The following is a 22,288-nucleotide window of genomic DNA, read 5'->3' as shown; positions in this document are numbered from 1 at the left end:
GTAAATAACGATTTATAAACTGGAAGATTAATTATCGTTGCAAAGTAAAGTGCAATAAATAAAGTAAAAGTATGGTACGAGATTTGTTTTTTAAACAGAGACTTGATGTTATTCATGATTATTTCACTAAAATAGAAAGCCAGACGAAACCAGCCAGTAATAAACTGATAAAGACGGCAGCAGAACCAATATCTTTGGCTCGTCCGCTTAATTCATGCCACTCATCTCCAATACGATCAACGACAGCTTCAATTGCTGAATTTATCAGCTCAACTGTCAGTACCAGAAGTAAGCTAGAAATAAGTAAGATTCGTTCAATATTTGAAACAGACATGAAGAAAGTGCTCATTATCAATACAACACAGGCGAGTAGTTCTTGACGAAAAGCCGCTTCGTAAAGCCATGCGGCTTTTAGCCCTTTTATCGAATAGCCCGTCGCGTCAATGAGGCGTGAGAGGCCAGTTTTTCCAGGTTTCACAATAAGCAGCCTATATAAAGTTAACTCATTAAGGATAAAGAGTTTTTGACAAGCCTTAAGACAGCTCTAATGCCGATCAAGTCTTGCGAATTGATGAGAAAAGTTGAAATGATTCACAAATGGTTGTTGTTTTGCCATTTGTTTTATCAATAGTGGAATCTACAGGTTTTTATGATCAGACACCGTCTGAATGCGTCATCGTTTGTATGGATATGTATGAAAAGCAGGTTTTTTAGTCGGTCAGTTATTTATCTTGGATAGCTTTTAGTGATTGCAACGATGAGAAGAGGCAAATATGTCGGTGAATCAATAGGCGGATAAAACAGTAATGTAGGATGCGGCTAAGGTCTAAAATTGAGGGAGGATCTTAAGCTCAGGTGTATTCAGCAGTAAAAACAAAAAAGAGAGCCGAAGCTCTCTTTTTCTAGGTGTTTGGTCGGACTGAGAGGATTTGAACCTCCGACCCCCGACACCCCATGACGGTGCGCTACCAAGCTGCGCTACAGTCCGATGCGCGTAATTTACTGACTTTTCTTTACAGCGTCAAGCATAAAAACGTTTAACGCCATGATTTAATTATCTTTTGAATAAAAACGCTGCAATTCGGTTAAACCTTGCATCAAAATGGGTAGCGTAGGATTCTCGTTAGTCAGTCTTTGATAGTGTTCATCATAGAGTTTAAAGTTACCGAATTTATCGATGACCGTCGTTTGCTGATCAGAAATGAGAGCAAGCTCGCGAGTATCTCCGGCTAAAATCCAACGTCTTTTATTCTCGTTAAACAAGTTTTTGCCGCTACTAAAATCACTGGGATTAGACGATACCCCGAGTAGATCTTGCAGTAAAGTGACGGAAAAATCTAAGTGGCTAGTACGATGAGTAAAGACAGCCGGTACTTTACCAGGCCAATAGATAACCATGGGTACTTGAAGTTGGTAACGACTGAAATTGCTGTTAGCGCCCCAGCTGTTACTTCTGGTCTCATTAAACTCGGTGCCGTGATTAGAAGTGATGACCACAATAGTATTATCGAGTAAAGCTAAGGTTTTCAGCTCATCAAACAAAGTAGCCAACTCAAGATCAGCTTGAGTCACCGAATGATGGTAGCTGTGACGAAATCTATCCGTTGTAGTGGCTTGTTTATCGTGCGGAAGCAACTGATTAAATTTATCAACCGTGGTCAGTTCAATGAAGCTAAACCAAGGTGAATGAGTTTGCTGCGCCCATTGAGACCAATGACTAATCGTTTGTTGATCAACGCTTGGTGTCTCTGCAAACGGTATTTTCACTAACGGGAGTCCACGGAAAACCGACTCTTGAAACAGAGGTTCAGAGAAGTTATCGCTACTAAATAGACCAAACTGATAGTTTTGATTTTTTAATACATCAATCAGTACTGGTAAGGTGCCTTGCACTTTAATGCTACTGGCATAACTGCTTGGTAGACCATAAAAGAGCCCAAAAATACCATACATATCGTTACTTGAGCTGTAATGATTGCTAAAGGTTAATGCTTTTTCCGCAAACTGATGAGTGTTTGGCATCAGCGATTCATTTAGCACATCGGCACGTAAGTTATCGACACTCACTACTAGGATATTGAGTTGATTAGGTCGACGACCAAACTCAATTTTTTCTAATGGGTAGCGCACTAAATCGACGTTGTATTGGCTTTCTTGTAGCCGTTTTAAATATTCGTCTCTATCCAACAGGCCATGTTTTTCCATGAATGACTTTGCTGTCATCGGATAAGAAAGAGGAAAGTTTGACTTTTGACTGGTGACCGGAGAATAGAAATAAGCATCCGACCAGACATAAATTAAATGGCTAGCAATAAAGCTGAAAAAGAAGACGGCTGCAATTGGGCGACCAATTCGTTTATGCGACAGTTTACGTTGTTTACGCCATACCCATTCAGAGAGCGCCAATTGCACGAGAAAAATTAGGGGTAACACGACAAAAAGATGTTGTAGATCGGCGCTCACCGTACTTTCGTCACTGAACATTAGCTCCCAGACAACGGGCGTTAGGTGTAGATTAATGGTTTGATAAGTCTGAGTGTCGATCAATAGTACGGTTAATCCCAAGGTAGCAAAACAGACCGCAAAAAAACGAAACAGTCGCCGTGATGGGATTAAAAAGGTGAGCGGAAAAAGAATCAATAAATAGAGAGCAAAAACCAGAAAACTGAAATGACCTACCCAAGAGACAGTTAAATAGAGTTGTCCCAAAAAAGTATCTGGCCAAGGTGTTTGAGTGATGTAACGAGTACCAATCAGCATCGCTGCAATGATATTGAAGAAAGCAAACCAATGCCCCCAGCTCACTAAACGTGAGACTCGTTCACCATATGTATTTCCGCTATCTACCATGAATTTTTCTATTATCCGCTCGGTCAGTAAAATTATTTTTCTAGAGAAGAGGTCAAAGCTTGAGCAAACTTCTCTGCGATCACTTTACGTTGGGCAGCCGCCACATGTTGGTTAAGCACATTAGTCGCCATATTGCCGGCAATCATTAACGTGAGTTCCGAAGACGCATTATGTTTATCAAGCACGGCAGCGATTTCGGTTAGGATAGTTTCAACTTGTTCGTTACTGTATTTCGATGTAATAGGCATAAAGACTCTATAGATGATAGTAAAAGCGGCTTATGATAACCTACTATGCCTGACAACTGAAACCAGTACGATGATTATTTCACTATGAGTTTGCACCTTTCCAATGTCATTTTGCATCAATTATGCAAAAACGATAACGATGAGTTAATGGTTAATTACCGGACTCAATCGCTTGATAATGATACCTCAACCGAAAACTTAGTTTCTGAGTTACATCGCGTGTTTAATGCAAAAGCAGGAAAGGGCTTTGGCTCTTTTAAAGCGGACAGTGATGTACAACGCTGGTTACAAGCGTTACGAAAAGGAGAACAAGACTTTTACACTTTCTCACAACAAAGCGCCGAGCGTCTTAAACAAGAGTTGATTAAGTATCCTTTTGCTGACGAAGGTATTTTGGTGTTGGCGGAATACCAATCTTTAGCAACTCACTATTTGTTTATTGGTTTATTACCGCTTAATCAAAGCTTAAAAGTGACCGAGGGGTTAGACATTAGTGCTACCGATTATCTTGATATCAATAAAATGGATATTGCCGCGCGGGTCGATCTGTCGAGTTTTGAAACGGATAAATCCTCTAATCGCTACCTGTCTTATATTAAGGGGCGAGTCGGGCGTAAAGTGTCTGATTTTTTCTTGGATTTTTTACAAGCTGAGGTCGGGCTTGATCCGAAACAGCAAAACCAAGTATTGATGCAAGCGGTAGAAGACTTTTGTAGTGATGCCAAACTTGAAAAAGAAGAAGCGATTAGCTACAAAAAACAGGTTTATGACTACTGCAATGATCAGATCAAATCCGGCGATGAAGTTCAAGTTAAAGAGCTATCCAGTGAATTACCTGCCAGTCATGAAGGGACCAGCTTCTTGGAATTTACTCGTGAGCATGGTTACCAACTGGAAGAAAGCTTTCCTGGTGATCGCGCAACGGTACGCAAACTCACCAAGTATGTAGGAGCGGGTGGTGGATTGAACATCAGCTTTGATAGTTTGTTAATGGGGGAACGTGTCTTTTATGATCCGGAAACGGACACATTGACGATTAAAGGTACGCCACCAAATTTACGCGATCAGCTAACCCGAAAAGGTTAACCATCTGATGAGTATTGGTTTGCTCATGTATTGATAGAGTGAGCAGTCGAGAACGTTAAACACAAGGAGCACATGATGTGCTCCTTGTGTTTTTTTTGGCATAAGCGACAGTGGCATTAAACCGATTGACGTTGAACCACCACTTCTTCGTCAGTTAACTCCTCATTCGCTGTTGCAGTTGGCTCACATTTATCGACGAACCAGCCCATATAAGAGGTAAAAATCGTGACAATAATGCAAACAAAGCTTAGCCACATGAATGGCGCATAAGATAAGGTTGCGACGCCCAAGATACTGGCCATATAAATACCATTATCACTCCAAGGCACCATTCCAGACGTTAACGTGCCACCAAACTCGGCATTGCGTGACAAATTCTTACGTTGATAGCCTAATCGGTCATAATTTTTGGCACAAATTTTTGGTGTCAGGATAAGTGAAACATACATCGCGGAACCAAATACGTTACCCATAAAAGCCGTACCAATGGTACTGGTTGCTAATGAACCGCTATTGGTGACGCGGCGCTCAAACAATTTAGCAATCGTTTCGAGTACACCGACTTTATCCAGTAGACCACCAAAACCGAGACCAAAGATGATCACTGCAACCGATCCTAACATCGAAGACATACCGCCTCGGTTGAGGATAGAGTCAATAAAATCAACTCCCGAGGTAATGCTAAATGGAGCCCAAGCAGTATTAAAGGCGGGTAAGAAATCGACTTCTTGGATCATGACTGCCCAGATAATACCTAACAATGAACCAAAGCTAATCACAGGAAACGAAGGCATACGCAAGGCGAGTAAACCAAGGACAATCAGTACAGGAATGAAAGAGTAAGGGGTAATATAAAACTGGGTTTCCATTGCGGTGATGACCGACTGCACTTGTGACATATCGACGTTACCCGCGTAATGAAAACCAAATAGGGTAAACATGATGCCGGTAATCACATAACTGATCAGAGCAATCGGTAGCATGCCTTTAATGTGTTCCATCACTTCGACGTTCGACATTGAAGACGCCAGAATCACCGAATCAGACAATGGCGACATTTTATCGCCAAAATAACAGCCCGATAATACTGCGCCAGCGGTGACGGGAGCAGGAATGCCAAGACCTTGGCCAATGCCCATCATCGCAATCCCAGCTGTACCCGCTGCCCCCCAAGATGTCCCTGTAGCCAATGCTGTTAAAGAGCAGATCACCATCGTGGCAAGCAGGAAAATAGAAGGGTGAATGGCTTGTAGGCCATAATAGATAATGGTTGGTACGATGCCGCCAGCAATCCAAGTACCGACTAAAGCGCCGACGGCAAGCAGAATTAATACCGCTCCTAAGCCGTTAGAGATACCGGTCAACGCGGCTTTTTCTAGCTCTTTATACTGGTGTCCTAGGCGAACCCCTAATCCCATAATTATAAACCAGCCAATATAAAGTGCTAGTTGAATGGGTAAATCAAGTTGAGCGGTAAAAGAAAATGCTAATAATAAAAACAGCCCCAGTGCGACAATAACTTGTAACAAACTGGGTAAGCGTGTGGGGGCTTGTGTCATGTTTAGAACCTCGAGTTCGATGATATTACCAAGGAGAGGTAAGCATCCTTATTATTTGGCTGCGACTTTACATGAAATGTTGTTACATATCGAACTTAAAGCGAGTTGTTGTGATTTGTATCAGTTAAAAACATTACTGTAGTGTTAAATGTTGTTTTTTGGAAAAATTAATGAAATGAAACAGTTTGTAGCATGAAATTATTGTGTTGCAAGATCTGAGTGATTAAGTGAAGTTTTAATTAATAAACGCTAAAAAACGCCAAGTTAGACTTTTTCAGGGGTTGAACTTAAATCGACGATAAAGCACAGTAGATAACATGACATTCTATCATTGCCGCTAGGAGTGATAGATGAGGTTTTTATTTGAACACACGGAGAAGTAGTGCGATGAGAGTAGGTTTAGTCGGTTGGCGTGGCATGGTTGGCTCTGTATTAATGCAGCGCATGGTCGAAGAAAGAGACTTCGATGTCATTGAGCCAGTATTCTACAGTACGTCACAAATTGGTATTGCAGCCCCTAACTTGGGGAAAGACGCTGGAATGCTGCAAGATGCCTATGATATTAACAGTTTGAAGCAGTTAGATGCCATCATCACTTGTCAAGGTGGTGCCTATACGGAAAAGGTTTATCCTGCTTTGCGCCAAGCCGGATGGAAAGGGTATTGGATTGATGCGGCTTCTACGCTACGAATGGATCCTGAAGCGATTATCACCCTCGATCCTGTCAATTTAGCGCAGATTCAGCAAGGTATTCATCAAGGAACAACCACATTTGTGGGTGGTAACTGCACGGTTAGTTTAATGCTCATGGGATTGGGTGGCTTGTATGAAAAAGGCTTGGTTGAATGGACCAGTGCAATGACTTATCAGGCAGCCTCTGGGGCAGGTGCACAAAACATGCGTGAATTAATTTCACAAATGGGTGTGATTAACGATGCGGTTAGTTCGGAATTAGCCAATCCTTCGAGCTCGATTCTAGATATTGATCAAAAAGTAGCAGAAACTATGCGTTCGGCGTCGTTTCCTACTGATCAATTTGGTGTGCCTCTCGCAGGTTCATTAATTCCATGGATTGATGTCAAACGTGACAATGGACAAAGTAAAGAAGAGTGGAAAGCTGGCGTTGAAGCCAACAAAATTCTGGGCTTACAGAATACTCCGATCCCAATTGATGGTACTTGTGTGCGCATTGGTGCGATGCGTTGTCACTCACAAGCGCTGACGATTAAATTGAAACAAAATATCCCACTTGATGAAATTGAAGAGATTATTGCCTCTCATAACCAATGGGTGAAAGTTGTTCCTAATGAACGCGATATCACTGCGCGTGATTTGAGCCCGGCGAAAGTCACCGGAACGCTATCGATCCCGGTTGGACGTTTGCGCAAAATGTCGATGGGGGATGATTTCTTGAATGCTTTTACCGTTGGCGATCAGTTGTTATGGGGAGCGGCCGAGCCACTTCGTCGTACATTACGAATTATTCTGGCAGAGAAACAATAAGCCAGCGTTAAGTCATCAAACCATACTTCGTCAAGCGAAAGCGCCTATGTGCTTTCGCTTTTTTTATGTTTTTTGATTGATGTTCAGTGATTCCCGTTAGGCCAAACCAGGGAATAAATTACGCAAACCGTTAGCAATAAACTCTATACCAAGTGCGCCAAGAATCAGTCCCATGATCCGAGTAATGACGTTAATACCCGTTTGGCCGAGTAAACGCACGATGTAAGGAGCGGAGCGAAACAGCAACCAAGAACCCAGACTAAAAACCACAATAGTCAAGGCTATGCCCACTGTATCAAACATACTTGGATAGCGTGAGCTATAGACGATGGTTGAACTGATTGCACCAGGCCCCGCCATTAAAGGCATCGCCAGTGGAACAACACCAATCTGTTCTCGACTGATGTATTCTGATTTTTCTTGCTTGTTTTGTTTATCCTCACCCAGTTTTCCGCTCATCATTGAAAAAGCAATGCTCAGTAACAGCAAACCACCTGCCACTCTGAATGAATCCAGTGAGATACTGAACATATCGAGAAGAACTTGCCCTGCAAGTAACGCGGTAATCAAGATCACGGCGACAGCAATATTGGCCGTGGCTGCAGTTTTGTTCTTTTCTTCCAATGTCATATGGCTGGTTAAAGACACAAAAATAGGCATGATGCCAACTGGGTTAACCGCGGCAACCAGTCCTAGAAAAAATTGCAGGAAAATGGCGAGTTCAAAATGCATGAAAACAGTCTCTGACGATCAGTAAAGTAGATAGGCTAAGATAATGTATGTTAATCGAAACAAAATCACGAATGAAAAAAACTAGTTCATGGCTCTGATCATGATTAAGAAAAACTAATCATGGGATCATTGTGATAATGCACTGTTACAAATAATGTGGTCGAAATCGGTTTTTAATGGTGATTTGTTAACATCCACACAGTTTCTGTAAAAAAAAGTCCAGGGGTTGGAGAGTTGCTGAAGAGTCTATATACTCAAACTGGCACATAAAACATTGGCTACAAATGGTAATGTTGTACAAAAATGAAACTTTTTTACAAAATGTTGTACTTTTTCTAGTTTATTGTGTTTGATAGCCTCTTTTTTAATCATGTGTTAATTTGTTGTTTTTCTTTGTTAATTCAACTTCTTATGTGTTTTTTTCTGGCTGTGTTTCTTGGGCGGTGCTATTTAGTTTTTGAGAACTGATCTGAGTCAATTTTTTTCAAACCGTGAAAGATTATACTCAGTTCTGAAAGCAATTTACTAAGTCTGTCGTTACTTAAGCTATTGTGAGACCAAAATAAAACTGAGAGACAGCAAGCTTAATAAAGAGTTTTTAACATTTTTCTATTTTAGGAGATTCACTATGCCGGTAACTAATTTGGCTGAACTTGATGCTCTTGTGGCTCGCGTTAAAGCGGCACAAGCAGAATTTGCAACTTACTCTCAAGAGCAAGTTGATAAAATTTTCCGTGCAGCATCTTTAGCCGCAAACCAAGCCCGTATTCCTCTCGCGCAACAAGCGGTAGCAGAATCAGGCATGGGTATTGTTGAAGATAAAGTGATTAAAAACCACTTTGCTTCAGAGTTTATCTATAACAAATACAAAGATGAAAAAACCTGTGGTGTCCTTGAAGAAGACGAAAGTCTAGGCACGATGACGATTGCTGAGCCTGTTGGTATCATCTGTGGTATTGTCCCAACGACTAACCCGACTTCAACCGCGATTTTCAAATCACTCATCTCTTTAAAAACGCGTAACGGTATTATCTTCTCGCCACACCCACGTGCGAAAAATTCAACCAATGACGCAGCGAAACTCGTTCTTGATGCAGCGGTAGCTGCTGGTGCACCGAAAGACATTATCGGTTGGATTGACCAACCTTCAGTTGAGCTTTCTAACGCCTTAATGAAGCACGATGGTATTGCGCTAATCCTTGCTACTGGTGGTCCAGGCATGGTGAAAGCGGCTTACTCTTCTGGTAAACCAGCTATCGGTGTTGGTGCCGGTAACGTGCCTGTTGTAATCGATGAAACTGCGGATATTAAACGCGCAGTCGCTTCAGTTTTAATGTCAAAAACGTTTGATAACGGTGTGGTTTGTGCTTCTGAGCAAGCGGTTATCGTTATGGATGAAGTTTATGATGAAGTGAAAGAGCGTTTCGCGACTCATAAAGCTCACGTATTAAGTAAAGCCGATGCAGATAAAGTACGCAAAGTCCTGCTGATCGATGGTGCGTTAAACGCGAAAATCGTTGGTCAACCAGCGACAGCGATTGCTGAAATGGCGGGTGTTAAAGTGCCTGCAGATACCAAAATTCTAGTCGGTGAAGGTATCGGTGAAGTGTCTTACGATGACGAGTTTGCTCATGAGAAACTATCGCCAACACTAGGCATGTTCCGTGCTTCTTCTTTCGAAAATGCCGTAGAGCAAGCGGTTCGAATGGTTGAGATTGGTGGTATCGGTCATACCTCAGGTTTATACACTAACCAAGATATTAATGCAGACCGTATTCGTTACTTCGGTGACAAAATGAAAACGGCTCGTATTTTGATCAATATTCCAACCACTCACGGTGGTATTGGTGACTTGTATAACTTTAACGTAGCACCGTCTTTGACTCTGGGCTGTGGTTCTTGGGGTGGTAACTCTATCTCTGAGAACGTGGGTCCTAAGCACCTAATCAACAAGAAAACTGTTGCTAAGCGAGCTGAAAATATGTTGTGGCACAAACTCCCTAAATCAATCTACTTCCGTCGTGGTAGCTTGCCAATCGCACTGAGCGATCTTGAAGGTAAAAAACGTGCCTTCTTAGTAACAGACCGTTTCCTATTCAATAACGGTTACACTGACGAATTGGTTAGCATGCTCAAAGCATTGGGTATGGAAGTACAAACGTTCTTTGATGTTGAAGCTGATCCAACGTTATCGGTAGTAGAGAAAGGTGCTGAAGCGATGAAGAGCTTCCAGCCTGATGTGATCATTGCCCTTGGTGGTGGTTCACCGATGGATGCTGCGAAGATCATGTGGGTAATGTACGAGCACCCAGAAACTCACTTCGAAGAGCTCGCAATGCGCTTTATGGACATCCGTAAACGTATTTACAAGTTCCCGAAAATGGGCCAAAAAGCAGAGCTAGTCTGCATCACCACAACATCTGGTACAGGTTCAGAAGTTACACCATTTGCGGTAGTAACCGACGACAAAACTGGTGCTAAGTACCCACTTGCTGACTACGAATTGACCCCTCACATGGCGATCGTTGATGCTAACCTAGTGATGAATATGCCAAAATCACTAACAGCCTTTGGTGGTTACGATGCGGTGACTCACGCTCTAGAAGCTTATGTTTCTGTATTGGCGAATGAGTACTCAGACGGTCAAGCTCTGCAAGCACTGAAGATGCTGAAAGAGTACCTACCTTCAAGCTACAAAAATGGCGCAGCAGACCCAATTGCACGTGAGAAAGTACACAATGCGGCAACCATCGCAGGTATCGCATTTGCGAACGCCTTCCTTGGGGTATGTCACTCAATGGCACACAATATCGGTGCTGAGTTCCATTTACCACATGGCCTTGCTAACGCGCTATTGATTTCTAACGTGGTTCGTTACAACGCTAATGATAACCCAACTAAGCAAACAGCATTCTCTCAATACGACCGCCCACAGGCTCGCCGTCGTTACGCAGAAGTTGCTGACCATCTTGGTTTAAGCCAAGCAGGCGACCGTACAGCACAGAAAATTGAGCGTTTATTAACTTGGTTAGAAGAGCTGAAGAAAGAACTCGATATTCCATTATCGATTCAAGCTGCGGGCGTTAATGAAGCTGACTTCCTAGCTAAAATTGATGATTTGTCAGTTCGTTCGTTCGATGACCAATGTACAGGCGCGAACCCACGTTACCCACTGATTTCTGAGCTGAAAGAAGTCCTTCTTTGTGCTTATTACGGTAAAGCTTTTGTTGAAGGTGAAACCTTCGAAGGCACAACCGTTATCAAGAAAAAAGACGACCAAAAACCAGCCAAGAAAAAGTAAGCTGAATTAATGAGAGGTTTTCGCTAGCACGATGCTTCTCTAATCGAATCGAGACCCTACCATAATTTATGGTAGGGTCTTTTTCTTGTGGCAATCTTAGAAAGTTTTGTGAATGATTACTCCGATCAATAATCAAGATAGCGACTGATTAACTGAGCGATAGCGGTGACGACAACGATGAAAATCTAGGGTTGCGTCACCATTTTAGCGCTATATAATGGCCTTCAGCTCAGAAAGCTTGATGAGCATCAAAAAACGAAGAGCAAGATAAATAACTTGCCAATAGAGCTCAATTTGATTCATCGCCTTTGTTCAAGAGTGATAAACAGCAAACCTCTATAGACTTTACAACTGTATGACTAATTTTCTCAGTGTGACTCGTCGTGCTGATCCCTGATTATTACCATTTGTTTGAGGATAGTTATTGTGACACGTATTATTGTTGTCGGTGGAGGTGCCGGTGGACTAGAGCTAGCCACTAAGCTCGGTCGAACGTTAGGGCGAAAGAATCGCGCTAACATCACCTTAGTGGATCGTAATTCTAGTCATCTATGGAAGCCATTGCTCCATGAAGTCGCCACTGGCTCTTTAGATGAAGGCGTTGATGCATTGAGTTACCGTGCCCATGCTAAAAATCACTGTTTTGAGTTTCAACTTGGTAGTCTAGAAGCAATTGACCGTGAGACAAAGCGGATCACGCTGAGTGAACTGAGAGATGAACATGATGAGTTATTGATGCCAAAACGAGAACTGGAATATGATCTTCTAGTCTTAGCGATTGGCTCTAAATCTAATGATTTCAACACGCCTGGAGTAAAAGAACACTGTATTTTCCTAGATAGCCCAGAGCAAGCACATCGTTTCCGTACCGAAATGAATAATGAATTTTTAAAGCTACATGCTAAAAATGGTCAGGGAACGGTTGATATTGCGATTGTGGGGGCTGGAGCGACAGGTGTAGAATTATCCGCTGAATTGCATAATGCGGTGAAAGAGTTACACAGCTACGGCTTTGGTGATTTAGACTCGAGCAAGCTCAATGTTAATTTAATCGAAGCGGGCGAGCGTATTTTGCCTGCATTGCCACCGCGCATTTCTGCCGCCGCGCATAGCGAGCTGACTAAATTAGGGGTCAATGTTCGCACCACGACGATGGTTACTAAAGCTGAGAAAGATGGCTTAACCACCAAAGAGGGCGAAAAAATCTTGGCGACGATCATGGTTTGGGCTGCAGGTATTAAAGCGCCTGATTTTATGAAAGACATCGCAGGCTTAGAAACCAACCGTATTAACCAGTTAGTCGTCAAGGATACCCTTCAGACGACTCGTGATGATGATATTTTTGTGATTGGTGATTTGGCCCAGTGTAAACAGGCGGATGGTAAGTTTGTTCCGCCACGCGCTCAAGCCGCCCATCAAATGGCGTCACAAGCGTTCAAAAATATTGTTGCTAAACTGAATGGCCGAGAATTAAAGCCTTACATCTACAAAGATCATGGCTCTTTAGTGTCACTAAGCCGTTTTTCTACCGTAGGCAGCTTAATGGGCAACTTAACCAAAGGCTCAATGATGGTTGAAGGGCGTATTGCGCGTGTGGTGTACATTTCTTTATACCGTATGCATCAAATGGCTTTACACGGTATTTTTAAAACTGGGCTAATGATGTTGGTTGGACGAATCAATCGCGTCTTGCGCCCGAACTTAAAATTGCATTAATCAGCCGCTTTGTTGCCTCTGTCTTCTATAAATGGCAAAGGCAGGTAAGAAAGGTATAAGCGATCAATCCATCCCGCTGAGACAGGCATCATGTTCAGCGGGATGATTGTTATTGGCTTGATGGAGAGTGACTGTTTATTTCAGATTGGCTCTGGAATGATCGAAAAAACCAGTCCTGCTTTTGGTTGACCATGAAAAATAAACCGATTTTGGGCAAGGCATTCTTGCTTCGCTTCGCACGCTTGAGCGAGCTGTTGGCTAGGGATATTGTTCGGATCACAGATAATTTCTAAACGAGTCAGTTTGAGCTGGGCAAAACTCCACTCTATCAACGCAGCTAGTGCTTCTTTCCCGAACCCTTGTTGTTGATGCTCGTCTCCTATCCAATAGCCTAAACTCGCCATATTAAACGTGGTAGAAAACTCATTAATCGCCACCATACCGACGATTTGTTGCGTTGCTTTATCGATCACCGCAAAGCCATAGGCGTCAGCTTTTATCCAGTTTAATCGTGTTGCCAGAATAAATCGTTCAGCCTCTTGTTGGTTAAAGTGGGCATGACACCAATCAATCCATTGATGTAATGATGGCGAGTCTTGGATCAACTGTGCAAAATCAGCGGCTTCATCAATCGATAAAAGGCGCAATTGCAAACGCTGAGTATTAATTAAAAATTCTGGGCTCATGACAGATTGCCTCATTTTCACTGTGTGTCTTTGCCGTTGAATTCTCTATCGTGCCATATAACAACCCAACGCCCATATAGGGCGTTGGATAGGATTATTGAACTCGGCGAACTTGGATAATCATGCCCATAAGAGGGTGGTCCAAATAATGGGTTTCACCACTGCGCATACGGCGTTTTTGATCGAGGCGATAACTTTTCAAGAAAGATTGTTTTTCCATCGTTGGCGATATGGCAATGAGGTGCCCATCTTGTACATTGGTGCGTGTATTTTGGTTGAGTTCATCTAAGTCCAGCGAGGGATCTTGAAGGATAACTTCACGCACACTCGGTTTTTTTAAGTCAAAATTAGCTTCGGTAAACAGAAAGTGCTGGACATAAATTTGTAGGGTGCCATCAAGCTCATACAGCGGTGGGGTGATGGTCTGTTCAACTACGTCATCAATTGGGCGGTATTGCTCAGTTTGTGCGACTCGTTCACTGCCGTCAGGATTAAACTGGGTTGAGTAGTCTTTCCCCGCTTGAATATGAAACACGGGAGCGGATGCTCGTCCTTGATCCCCTTGACGCCAAGCGGTATGTAATAACACTTGAAAGCCGGCATGATTGCGTAAGCGCTGAGCTTGCTCGGTCAATTGATAATCCGATTGAGAGAGCATACGTACGCCTTTACTTTGCCGATATTGAGCATCACTTAGGCTACCGGCACGCGAGAGATTAATCTCAGGCAACGTATCTGGCCATGACTCTTGCGTTTTCTCCGCGTCAATTGCACGTTGGAAGATGATCACTTCAATATCGAATTGTCGCTGCGCTAGGCTGGGCATGGCAACGAGCAAAAGCAGTAGTGGGATCAGTTTTTTCATTATGACTCCGTCAATGTGCTGGGCACGTATTTGATTCTATTGAGCCTACCATATTAGGCCGCAGGTAGTAGATTGTGCTGGAATTCTTGCAGCATGTCTGTAACAAATTGAATTCTTTCTCTTCTATCAACCAGTGGAAGGATAAACTTCAATTTAGTCGGACCTTCCATCGCAAATTGTTTCGGTTGTGCATGAAGTAGTTTAACCAAAAACATCGGATTAATGTCAGCGTTAGGGTAGAACTCAATATACCCGCCTTTTTCATGCGCTTCGATTTTACGAATTTTCAGTGCGGCGGCGTTGAGCTTCAGTTGGGCAATAGTCAACAGATTCAAGGCCGCATCCGGCAGTTTACCAAATCGATCGATTAATTCGACTTTAAGTTCAGCCAATTCAGTATCATCGGCGACACTGGCGATTTGTTTATAGAGTGATAAACGGCTGTTGATATCAGGGATATAATCATCAGGCAGCAGAGCTGGGATTCGTAGCTCGACTTCACTTTGTTCACGCAGTAGATCATCCAATGATGGCTCTTTACCCGATTTTAAGGCTTCAACCGCTTGTTCTAGCATCTCCATATATAAGCTAAAACCAATCGATTGGATCTGACCACTCTGCTCATCGCCGAGTAACTCACCCGCTCCGCGAATTTCTAAGTCGTGGGTTGCTAAGGTAAATCCTGCGCCGAGATCTTCAAGCGAAGCAATGGCCTCTAAGCGTTTAATCGCATCTTTGGTCATCGCTTTAGGATGCGGTGTTAATAAATAAGCATACGCCTGGTGGTGAGAGCGACCTACTCGTCCGCGTAATTGGTGTAATTGAGCCAATCCAAGAGTATCGGCGCGATTAATGATAATGGTATTGGCGGTTGGTACATCTATCCCCGTTTCAATGATAGTGGTACACACCAGTACGTTGTAACGCTGATGATAAAAATCATTCATGATTTGTTCGAGTTCACGCTCACGTAATTGTCCGTGGGCGACGGTGACACGAGCTTCAGGGATAAGCGCTTCCAAATCGGCAGCAACTTTCTCGATGCTTTCGACTTGGTTGTGTAAAAAGTAAACTTGACCACCACGCATGATCTCCCTTAGAACCGATTCTCGAACAACACTGTCTTCATGTTGACGGACAAAGGTTTTAATCGCCAAGCGACGAGCAGGCGGTGTTGCAATGATCGATAAATCGCGCATACCACTCATTGCCATATTCAGTGTGCGTGGAATCGGTGTGGCCGTTAACGTTAAAATATCTACATCGGCACGCATGGCTTTGACTTTTTCTTTCTGACGAACCCCAAAGCGGTGTTCTTCATCAACGATTAATAGCCCTAAATCGGCAAAGATGAGATCACTGGAGAGGAGCTTGTGTGTTCCCACGACAATATCGACTTTGCCTTCGGCGACATCTTGCATGATCTGCTTTTGCTCTTTGGCTGATTTAAAGCGTGATAGCACCTCGACACGGATCGGTAAATTGGCAAAACGGTCGCGGAAATTTTCAAAATGTTGCTGAGCCAATAAAGTTGTGGGTACTAAAATAGCCACTTGTTTATTGTTATCGGTACAAACAAAAGCGGCGCGCATCGCGACCTCAGTTTTACCGAAACCAACATCGCCGCAGACGAGTCGATCCATCGCTTTGGCTTGACACATGTCCGACAGTACCGCATTGATCGCCATGGCTTGATCGTCGGTTTCTTCAAAGGGAAAGGTGGCTTTAAAGGTGGCGTATTGGTCACGATCCAAACGGAAGGGATACCCTGGTTTCAGTTCGCGTTTAGCGTAGACATCAAGCAGTTCGGCAGCGACATCGCGGACTTTTTCCGCCGCTTTCTTGCGTGCTTTAACCCAGCTTTCTCCTCCCAGTTTATGGAGTGGCGCGGATTCTTCTGCACCTCCGGAATAACGGCTAATTAAGTTCAGTGATGAAACGGGAACATACAGCTTGGCTTCATTTTTATATTCAAGCGTAACGTATTCGGTAGTAATGCCTCCTGCTTCGAGGGTTTGTAAGCCTAAGTAACGTCCAATACCATGGTCGATATGCACTACGGGCTGTCCCGGTTTTAACTCGGCAAGATGGCGGATCACCGCATCACTATTGGTGGATTTACGTTCTTTCTTTCGACGTTGAACCACCCGTGCTCCGAGTAAATCGGCTTCACAAATCAAGGCGAGAGATGGATCAGTGAAAATCGCACCACGTTCGGCAGCGCCGATCACCAAAGCCAATCGCTCTGAACTTTGCCAAGCGTCATCAAAAGAAGCGAATGCGGTAGGGCGTAACTTAATTCGCTGTAATAGCTCGAGTAGCGCTTCGCGTCGTCCTTCAGACTCAACCGAGAAAATAATCTTACCGGTAAATTGCTCGCTAAATTGACGTAAGGCGGCGAGGGGTTCTTTATTTTGCTGTTGAATCGCTAAATCAGGCAGTGCGGTAATGGCTAAGTTACTTCTACCAGCCTTTTCTTGAATCGGGTCGATGGACAGTTGTAACTGAGCAAAATCTTTGGCGCGTGCGAATAAATCGTCTTTTTTTAACCACAATTCCTCAGGCGCTAGCAATGGGCGTAACGGATCTATATTCCGTTGATCATAACGATACGCGACATCAGCGAGAAATTGGTCAATGGCGCTTTCAACCTGACCTAATAAAATTAATTGACTATGATCCGGGAGATAATCAAACAGTGTTTCGGTATGTTCAAAAAATAGCGGTTGCCAATATTCAATCCCCGCAGGCCATGTGCCTTTAGAAACCTGCATATAGATAGATTCAGGCTCACGACGGGCATCAAATCGTTGCCGAAAACGGGCACGAAATGCTTCTATGGCTTGCTCGGTGGTCGGAAATTCATGAGCAGGAAGCAGGCGGATTTGGTCAATTTGCTGAATAGAACGTTGATTTTCTGGGTCAAAAATTCGAATCGTGTCAATTTCATCATCAAAAAAATCAATTCGATAAGGGGAATCACTGCCCATAGGGAAGAGATCCAGGATCGACCCACGACTGGCGTATTCTCCCGGCCCAAACACTTGATCCACATGACGATAACCGGAGTTTTCTAACTGAACGCGTAATTTGGCTAAAGAGAACCGATCTCCTTGTTTGACCATCAAGGTGTGTTGAAGTAAGAAATCACGTGGCGTCTGGCGTTGTAACAAGGTACTGACCGGGACGACGGTAATCCCAGTTCCTAAAGAGGGCAACTGATATAGGCGAGCGATGCGATCCGAAATAATCTCTTGATGAGGTGAAAAATTATCGTAGGGTAAGGTTTCCCAATCAGGAAATAAGCCAACCGGGGCTTGACTGAATTGCTCTAGCTCTTGAACCAGTTTTAATGCTGTCTGTGGATCGGGTACCGCCAATAAGGTATGGCTTGAGTGACGATTAGCGAATTCAGCGATGGTTAGCGCGAGACTGGCACCAGGTAAATTGCCCAGTTGCTGCTTATCCCCAGCACCACGCAGGTGTGGGAGTGTTAATAAAGTTTTTGTCATCATTATAGAGTAGGTCGTTATGGTTTTTCTCGATCTAAAGAGCGTTGACGCAACAGTTTCTGTTGGCAATGAAGCGCAGCTTTAATGAGTAGGTCTTGGTCATTATCACGCAGGAGAGTGTATCTGACGCTAATAATCGTGGAGTTGGGATCCGTTTCACAATCGATAACTTCGCCATAACAATAAATCGCTGCTGCGGGATGCTCTAGGAATAATTTAATGCGTAGTGGTGTACCTAGTACGAGCGCGTCTCTGGCTCGATAAGTAAATTGACTGGCACCGAACGACAAGGTTGAGGCACGTTGAGCGGGATCATCTTGTTGGGCGAGCATAAAGCTCAGTAATAGATTCAGCTTAGAATTCTGCGTTTCTAGCAGTTGGATAACGTGTTTAAAATCGCTGTTTTTGAGTTCGAGCCGCGCAGCATCATTTAATTGATCAAGTTGACTAAACTCACTGGCCACAACAAAAGGTGCGGGGATTTCCGCCTCAAAATCGATCTGAGAAGGCAAACGAAAGTTAGCCGCTAACGGCTCGATGTTAATTGTCAGTGCGTGGTATACCGAAAAAAAGTCTTGGTCAGTCATATTGGGTTTCCTTCTCACCTTTGTTGATTATCGTCATAAAGAATCAGTAATCAAGCAAAGTGAGAGTTTTGTTGTAAATCAATCAGCGTGATGGCAAATAAATCTTACCGCCATTTTTGTTGTGATAACGGCGTTTAACAAAGATTTGGCAAAGAAAAACTACAACCTTGGACCGATTCTCGTTACAGTAGCGGCCTATTATGGCTTTGGTTTGTATTATGTTTCATCCTATTTCGATATTTATCGGTTTACGTTATTTACGCGGACGTTCAGGTGATCGGTTTAGTCGATTTGTCTCTTATATGTCGACCGCTGGGATCACGATTGGTGTGATGGCCTTAGTGACGGTATTGTCGGTGATGAATGGTTTTGAATCGCAGTTGAAAAACCGTATTTTGGGGGTTTTGCCGCAAGCGGTGATCGGACAAGCGCAGGAAAAAACCCAATGGCAAGCGCAAGCCCCTGATTTTATTAGAGAGTTATCCACTTACAAAGCGCCACAACCGATGGTAAGAAGCGAAGCGGTGGTGCAAAGCTCGTGGCAATTATCGGCGGGTTTATTGGTCGGTATTGCGCCGCAAGCTGACGACCCGATCGCCGATTATCTGATTGCTGGTCGATTAACTGATTTACAACCCGGTGCCTATCATATTTTCTTAGGTCACACTCTGGCTCGTGATCTCAATGTTTCCGTTGGCGATACGGTTCGCTTAATGGTGACTCGCGCCAGTCAATTTACGCCTTTAGGACGTATTCCTAGCCAACGCAATTTCACGGTGGCCGGACTGTTTAATACTGGCTCTGATGTTGATGGGCAACTGATGATCACTCATCTACGAGATGCGGGTCGCTTACTGCGTTTCGACGATCAGACGATTTCTGGCTGGCGACTCTTTATGGCCGATCCTTTTGATGTGGCGACGTTGTCGACGACCTCTTTGCCGGATGGTTGGTATTGGAGCGATTGGCGTGAACAACGTGGTGAGTTATTTCAAGCAGTCAGAATGGAAAAAAACATCATGGGCCTAATGCTGGGACTGATTGTTGGAGTCGCGGCGTTTAATATTATCGCCGCCCTAATCATGGTCGTGATGGAAAAGCAGGCGGAAGTGGCGATTTTAAAAACCCAAGGCATGACCGATCAACAAGTTTTGGCCATTTTTATGGTGCAAGGCGCGAGCAGTGGGGTGATTGGAGCGGTTGTCGGTGGAGTGTTGGGCGCTCTGCTGGCAGCGAACTTGAATAGCATCATGAACACGTTAGGCGTCGCGCTATTTTCATTAGGCGGAGAGTTGCCCGTGGTGATCAACCCGATACAAATTGCGGTGGTGGTATTGCTGGCAATATTACTTAGCTTTTTAGCCACCTTATTTCCTTCTTATCGCGCATCTAGAGTTAAACCGGCTGAGGCTTTACGTTATGAATGATCTTTTACGCTGTCAGCAGCTTTATAAAATCTATCAAGAAGGTGAGTTGCAGACTCCAGTTTTGAAAGGGGTGAGTTTTTCGATGCAACGCGGTGATCTGGTCTCGATCATTGGTTCTTCTGGCTCAGGAAAAAGCACTTTACTGCATATCCTTGGTGCGCTGGATGAAGCAAGCAGCGGCGATGTTGAATTTCTTGGCCAGCCATTACATCAACTGAGTTCGAATAAACAGGCCAAGATGCGTAATCAACATCTTGGTTTCGTGTATCAGTTTCATCATTTACTGGCTGATTTTACCGCGCTCGAAAACGTAGCGATGCCACTATTAATTGGTGGTAAAAAAGCCAGCGAAGCAAAACGCTCGGCTCAGGCTTTGTTGGCGCGAGTCGGCCTCGGTCACCGTTTGCAACATCGTCCTTCAGAGTTATCGGGCGGAGAGCGGCAGCGTGTTGCGATTGCTAGAGCGTTGGTCAATCGACCGGATTTAGTGCTAGCAGATGAGCCTACTGGCAATTTAGACCACACCACGGCATTGGCGATTTATGATTTGATGCGTGAATTGAATCGTGAGTTTAATACGGCTTTTTTAGTGGTGACTCATGATGGCGAATTGGCAGCAAAAATGGATCGACAACTGCATATGCAAGATGGCCTATTGCTCAACGTTGCGGAGGCATAATGTTTGCAGATTTGGCGCTAGTGATTGGCGCGCGTTTTAGTCGTGCTAAGCAGCGTAATAAGCTGGTGTCGTTTATCGCTTTATCTTCGACACTCGGTATTGCCGTTGGGGTTGCGGTGATCATTATTGGTTTATCGGCGATGAATGGCTTTGAGAGAGAGCTGCAGCAACGTGTATTGTCGGTTATTCCTCATGGTGAGTTTGAAGGGGTACGTGGGCCAATTGAACATTGGCCAGACATTGTCCAAAAATCAACGCTACATCCTCAGGTTCAAGCGGCGGCACCATACGTGAAGTTTACCGCATTAGTTGAGCGAGGGGTGCAGTTAAAAGCCATAGAAGTACGAGGGGTCGATACACAAAGGGAGCGTGCCGTATCGCGGCTTGCCGACTATGTTACCCCCGGAGTATGGGAAGCTTTTGTTCCGGCTCAACAGCAAGTCATTTTAGGCAAAGGTGTTGCCGATCAACTGCAAGCCGCAGTGGGGGATTGGATCACTTTGCTGATCCCAAGTAGTCATACTGGGCAAGCGGTTCAAGCCCCGAAAAGAGTCCGAGTAAAGGTGGCCGGTTTACTGGAATTAAATGGTCAAATTGATCATAACCTCGCGTTGTTGCCTTTAGAAGACGCTCAGCAATACAGCAATTTAAACGACAAAGTCACGGGGGTGTCGATTAAAGTTTCCGATGTCCTCAAAGCCAATCAAATTGTTCGTGAAGTGGGTAATACACTAGAAGAGTATGTCTATTTGCGTAGTTGGCAGCAAAAATATGGCTTTTTATATCGTGATATTGAAATGGTGCGAACCATCATGTATCTAGTCATGGTATTGGTGATTGGGGTCGCGAGCTTTAATATTGTTTCTACCTTAATGATGGCAGTGAAAGATCGCGCTGCCGATATTGCCATTTTGCGCACGATGGGCGCGAATGATCGCTTAATTAAACGCATTTTCGTCTGGCAAGGGGTATTTTCTGGCGTTATGGGTAGCGTTGTGGGCAGCATGGTTGGGGTGTTTATAGCGCTAAATTTGACACCGATTATTCAGAGTTTAGAAACCTTGTTAGGTCATCAATTTCTTTCAGGGGATATTTATTTTGTCGATTTCCTTCCTTCTCAACTTGAATGGTCAGATGTATTACTGGTTTCGAGTACCGCGATTATCTTAAGTTTATTGGCGACTTGGTATCCAGCTTCTCGAGCCAGCCGTTTGCATCCTGCGGCGGTTCTAAGCAGTAAATAACCCCGTTATTCTCTTCGTTAATAAAAAGAAAAAGGACCTAATGGTTAATGCCGATCAGTTAAGAGATAAATGATCGGTTGAACGATCCTACAGATGGCTTATAAAGGCTCTAAGTTCCTAAAACTTTGAGCCTTTTATTTTGCAATTAACTACAGCCCTAACACTCGCCAAGCGTTACGCCCCCAATACTGAACAACTTGGAAAACTCAGTGACATTCTTTGTCCTGATTTCATCAACCAATGCTTAGAAGCTTCCGGTGTGGCCACTATTCGTAAACGTCGTATCCCTCTCG

The 22,288-nt window shown here is 43.9% G+C and carries 17 protein-coding genes and 1 tRNA gene; 8 read left to right on the top strand and 10 right to left on the bottom strand.

Features of this window, described 5'->3' with window-relative positions; all coding sequences use genetic code 11:
- Positions 1-118: 118 nt before the first annotated feature.
- From CAG58_RS00385 to CAG58_RS00370, 4 genes are all read right to left on the bottom strand, one after another.
- Complete coding sequence (locus CAG58_RS00385; protein ID WP_040904196.1) at positions 119-478, bottom strand: diacylglycerol kinase; 360 nt, start codon at positions 476-478, stop codon at positions 119-121.
- 433 nt (positions 479-911) lie between these two features.
- Positions 912-988, bottom strand: a tRNA-Pro gene (locus tag CAG58_RS00380).
- A 62-nt stretch (positions 989-1,050) separates the two neighbouring features.
- Positions 1,051-2,850, bottom strand: coding sequence for a DUF3413 domain-containing protein (locus CAG58_RS00375; RefSeq protein ID WP_154167529.1), 1,800 nt, complete (start codon positions 2,848-2,850; stop codon positions 1,051-1,053).
- Positions 2,851-2,882: 32 nt separating this feature from the next.
- The gene (locus CAG58_RS00370; RefSeq protein WP_004394913.1) at positions 2,883-3,098 is read right to left on the bottom strand and encodes a YejL family protein; all 216 of its coding nucleotides are present in this window, start codon (positions 3,096-3,098) and stop codon (positions 2,883-2,885) included.
- Between the two features lie 84 nt (positions 3,099-3,182).
- Here CAG58_RS00370 and yejK point away from each other — a divergent pair, with 84 nt between their 5' ends.
- Positions 3,183-4,184, top strand: a complete 1,002-nt coding sequence (gene yejK / locus CAG58_RS00365; RefSeq protein ID WP_161425128.1) for a nucleoid-associated protein YejK — start codon at positions 3,183-3,185, stop codon at positions 4,182-4,184.
- Positions 4,185-4,300: 116 nt separating this feature from the next.
- Here the strand turns inward: yejK and nhaC are convergent, their stop codons facing one another.
- Positions 4,301-5,743: a Na+/H+ antiporter NhaC gene (gene nhaC / locus CAG58_RS00360; RefSeq protein ID WP_158143703.1), complete on the bottom strand. Its 1,443-nt coding sequence runs from the start codon at positions 5,741-5,743 to the stop codon at positions 4,301-4,303.
- Between the two features lie 387 nt (positions 5,744-6,130).
- On the opposite strand from nhaC, the gene asd reads away from it, so the two are divergent.
- Positions 6,131-7,246 (top strand): aspartate-semialdehyde dehydrogenase, encoded by a 1,116-nt coding sequence (gene asd, locus CAG58_RS00355; RefSeq protein ID WP_161425127.1) that lies wholly within the window; start codon positions 6,131-6,133, stop codon positions 7,244-7,246.
- 96 nt (positions 7,247-7,342) lie between these two features.
- Here asd and CAG58_RS00350 read toward each other — a convergent pair whose 3' ends face one another.
- Positions 7,343-7,978: a YchE family NAAT transporter gene (locus tag CAG58_RS00350; protein WP_158138637.1), complete on the bottom strand. Its 636-nt coding sequence runs from the start codon at positions 7,976-7,978 to the stop codon at positions 7,343-7,345.
- 628 nt (positions 7,979-8,606) lie between these two features.
- On the opposite strand from CAG58_RS00350, the gene adhE reads away from it, so the two are divergent.
- Both adhE and CAG58_RS00340 read left to right on the top strand, forming a co-directional pair.
- Positions 8,607-11,279: a bifunctional acetaldehyde-CoA/alcohol dehydrogenase gene (gene adhE, locus CAG58_RS00345; protein ID WP_154167538.1), complete on the top strand. Its 2,673-nt coding sequence runs from the start codon at positions 8,607-8,609 to the stop codon at positions 11,277-11,279.
- Positions 11,280-11,705: 426 nt separating this feature from the next.
- A complete protein-coding gene (locus CAG58_RS00340; RefSeq protein WP_161425126.1) occupies positions 11,706-12,995 on the top strand; it encodes an FAD-dependent oxidoreductase in 1,290 nt (429 codons plus the stop codon).
- A gap of 140 nt (positions 12,996-13,135) precedes the next feature.
- Here the strand turns inward: CAG58_RS00340 and CAG58_RS00335 are convergent, their stop codons facing one another.
- The 4 genes from CAG58_RS00335 to CAG58_RS00320 form a co-directional block, all read right to left on the bottom strand.
- Positions 13,136-13,681, bottom strand: coding sequence for a GNAT family N-acetyltransferase (locus CAG58_RS00335; RefSeq protein WP_161425125.1), 546 nt, complete (start codon positions 13,679-13,681; stop codon positions 13,136-13,138).
- Positions 13,682-13,775: 94 nt separating this feature from the next.
- Positions 13,776-14,546 carry a peptidoglycan binding protein CsiV gene (locus CAG58_RS00330; protein ID WP_161425124.1) on the bottom strand — a complete coding sequence of 257 codons (771 nt, stop codon included), beginning with the start codon at positions 14,544-14,546 and terminating at the stop codon, positions 13,776-13,778.
- Positions 14,547-14,599: 53 nt separating this feature from the next.
- Positions 14,600-18,061 (bottom strand): transcription-repair coupling factor, encoded by a 3,462-nt coding sequence (gene mfd, locus CAG58_RS00325; RefSeq protein ID WP_161425123.1) that lies wholly within the window; start codon positions 18,059-18,061, stop codon positions 14,600-14,602.
- Between the two features lie 14 nt (positions 18,062-18,075).
- Positions 18,076-18,645, bottom strand: a complete 570-nt coding sequence (locus tag CAG58_RS00320; RefSeq protein ID WP_161425122.1) for a PilZ domain-containing protein — start codon at positions 18,643-18,645, stop codon at positions 18,076-18,078.
- A 218-nt stretch (positions 18,646-18,863) separates the two neighbouring features.
- On the opposite strand from CAG58_RS00320, the gene lolC reads away from it, so the two are divergent.
- The 4 genes from lolC to CAG58_RS00300 form a co-directional block, all read left to right on the top strand.
- Entirely contained in the window at positions 18,864-20,072 is a 1,209-nt protein-coding gene (gene lolC, locus CAG58_RS00315) for a lipoprotein-releasing ABC transporter permease subunit LolC (RefSeq protein WP_161425121.1), read from the top strand.
- Positions 20,065-20,751, top strand: coding sequence for a lipoprotein-releasing ABC transporter ATP-binding protein LolD (lolD, locus tag CAG58_RS00310; protein WP_161425120.1), 687 nt, complete (start codon positions 20,065-20,067; stop codon positions 20,749-20,751). Before lolC ends, lolD begins: the two co-directional genes overlap by 8 nt.
- The gene (gene lolE, locus CAG58_RS00305) at positions 20,751-21,995 is read left to right on the top strand and encodes a lipoprotein-releasing ABC transporter permease subunit LolE (protein WP_161425119.1); all 1,245 of its coding nucleotides are present in this window, start codon (positions 20,751-20,753) and stop codon (positions 21,993-21,995) included. The genes lolD and lolE overlap by 1 nt, the downstream gene beginning before the upstream one ends.
- A 139-nt stretch (positions 21,996-22,134) precedes the next feature.
- Positions 22,135-22,288 (top strand): transposase domain-containing protein (locus CAG58_RS00300; protein ID WP_202598155.1); only part of this gene is annotated, 154 nt, incomplete at its 3' end.

It is taken from the genome of Vibrio sp. V31_P5A7T61 (assembly GCF_009904895.1).
GTDB lineage: Bacteria > Pseudomonadota > Gammaproteobacteria > Enterobacterales > Vibrionaceae > Vibrio > Vibrio metschnikovii.
This window is presented reverse-complemented; position numbering and strand designations above follow the sequence as displayed.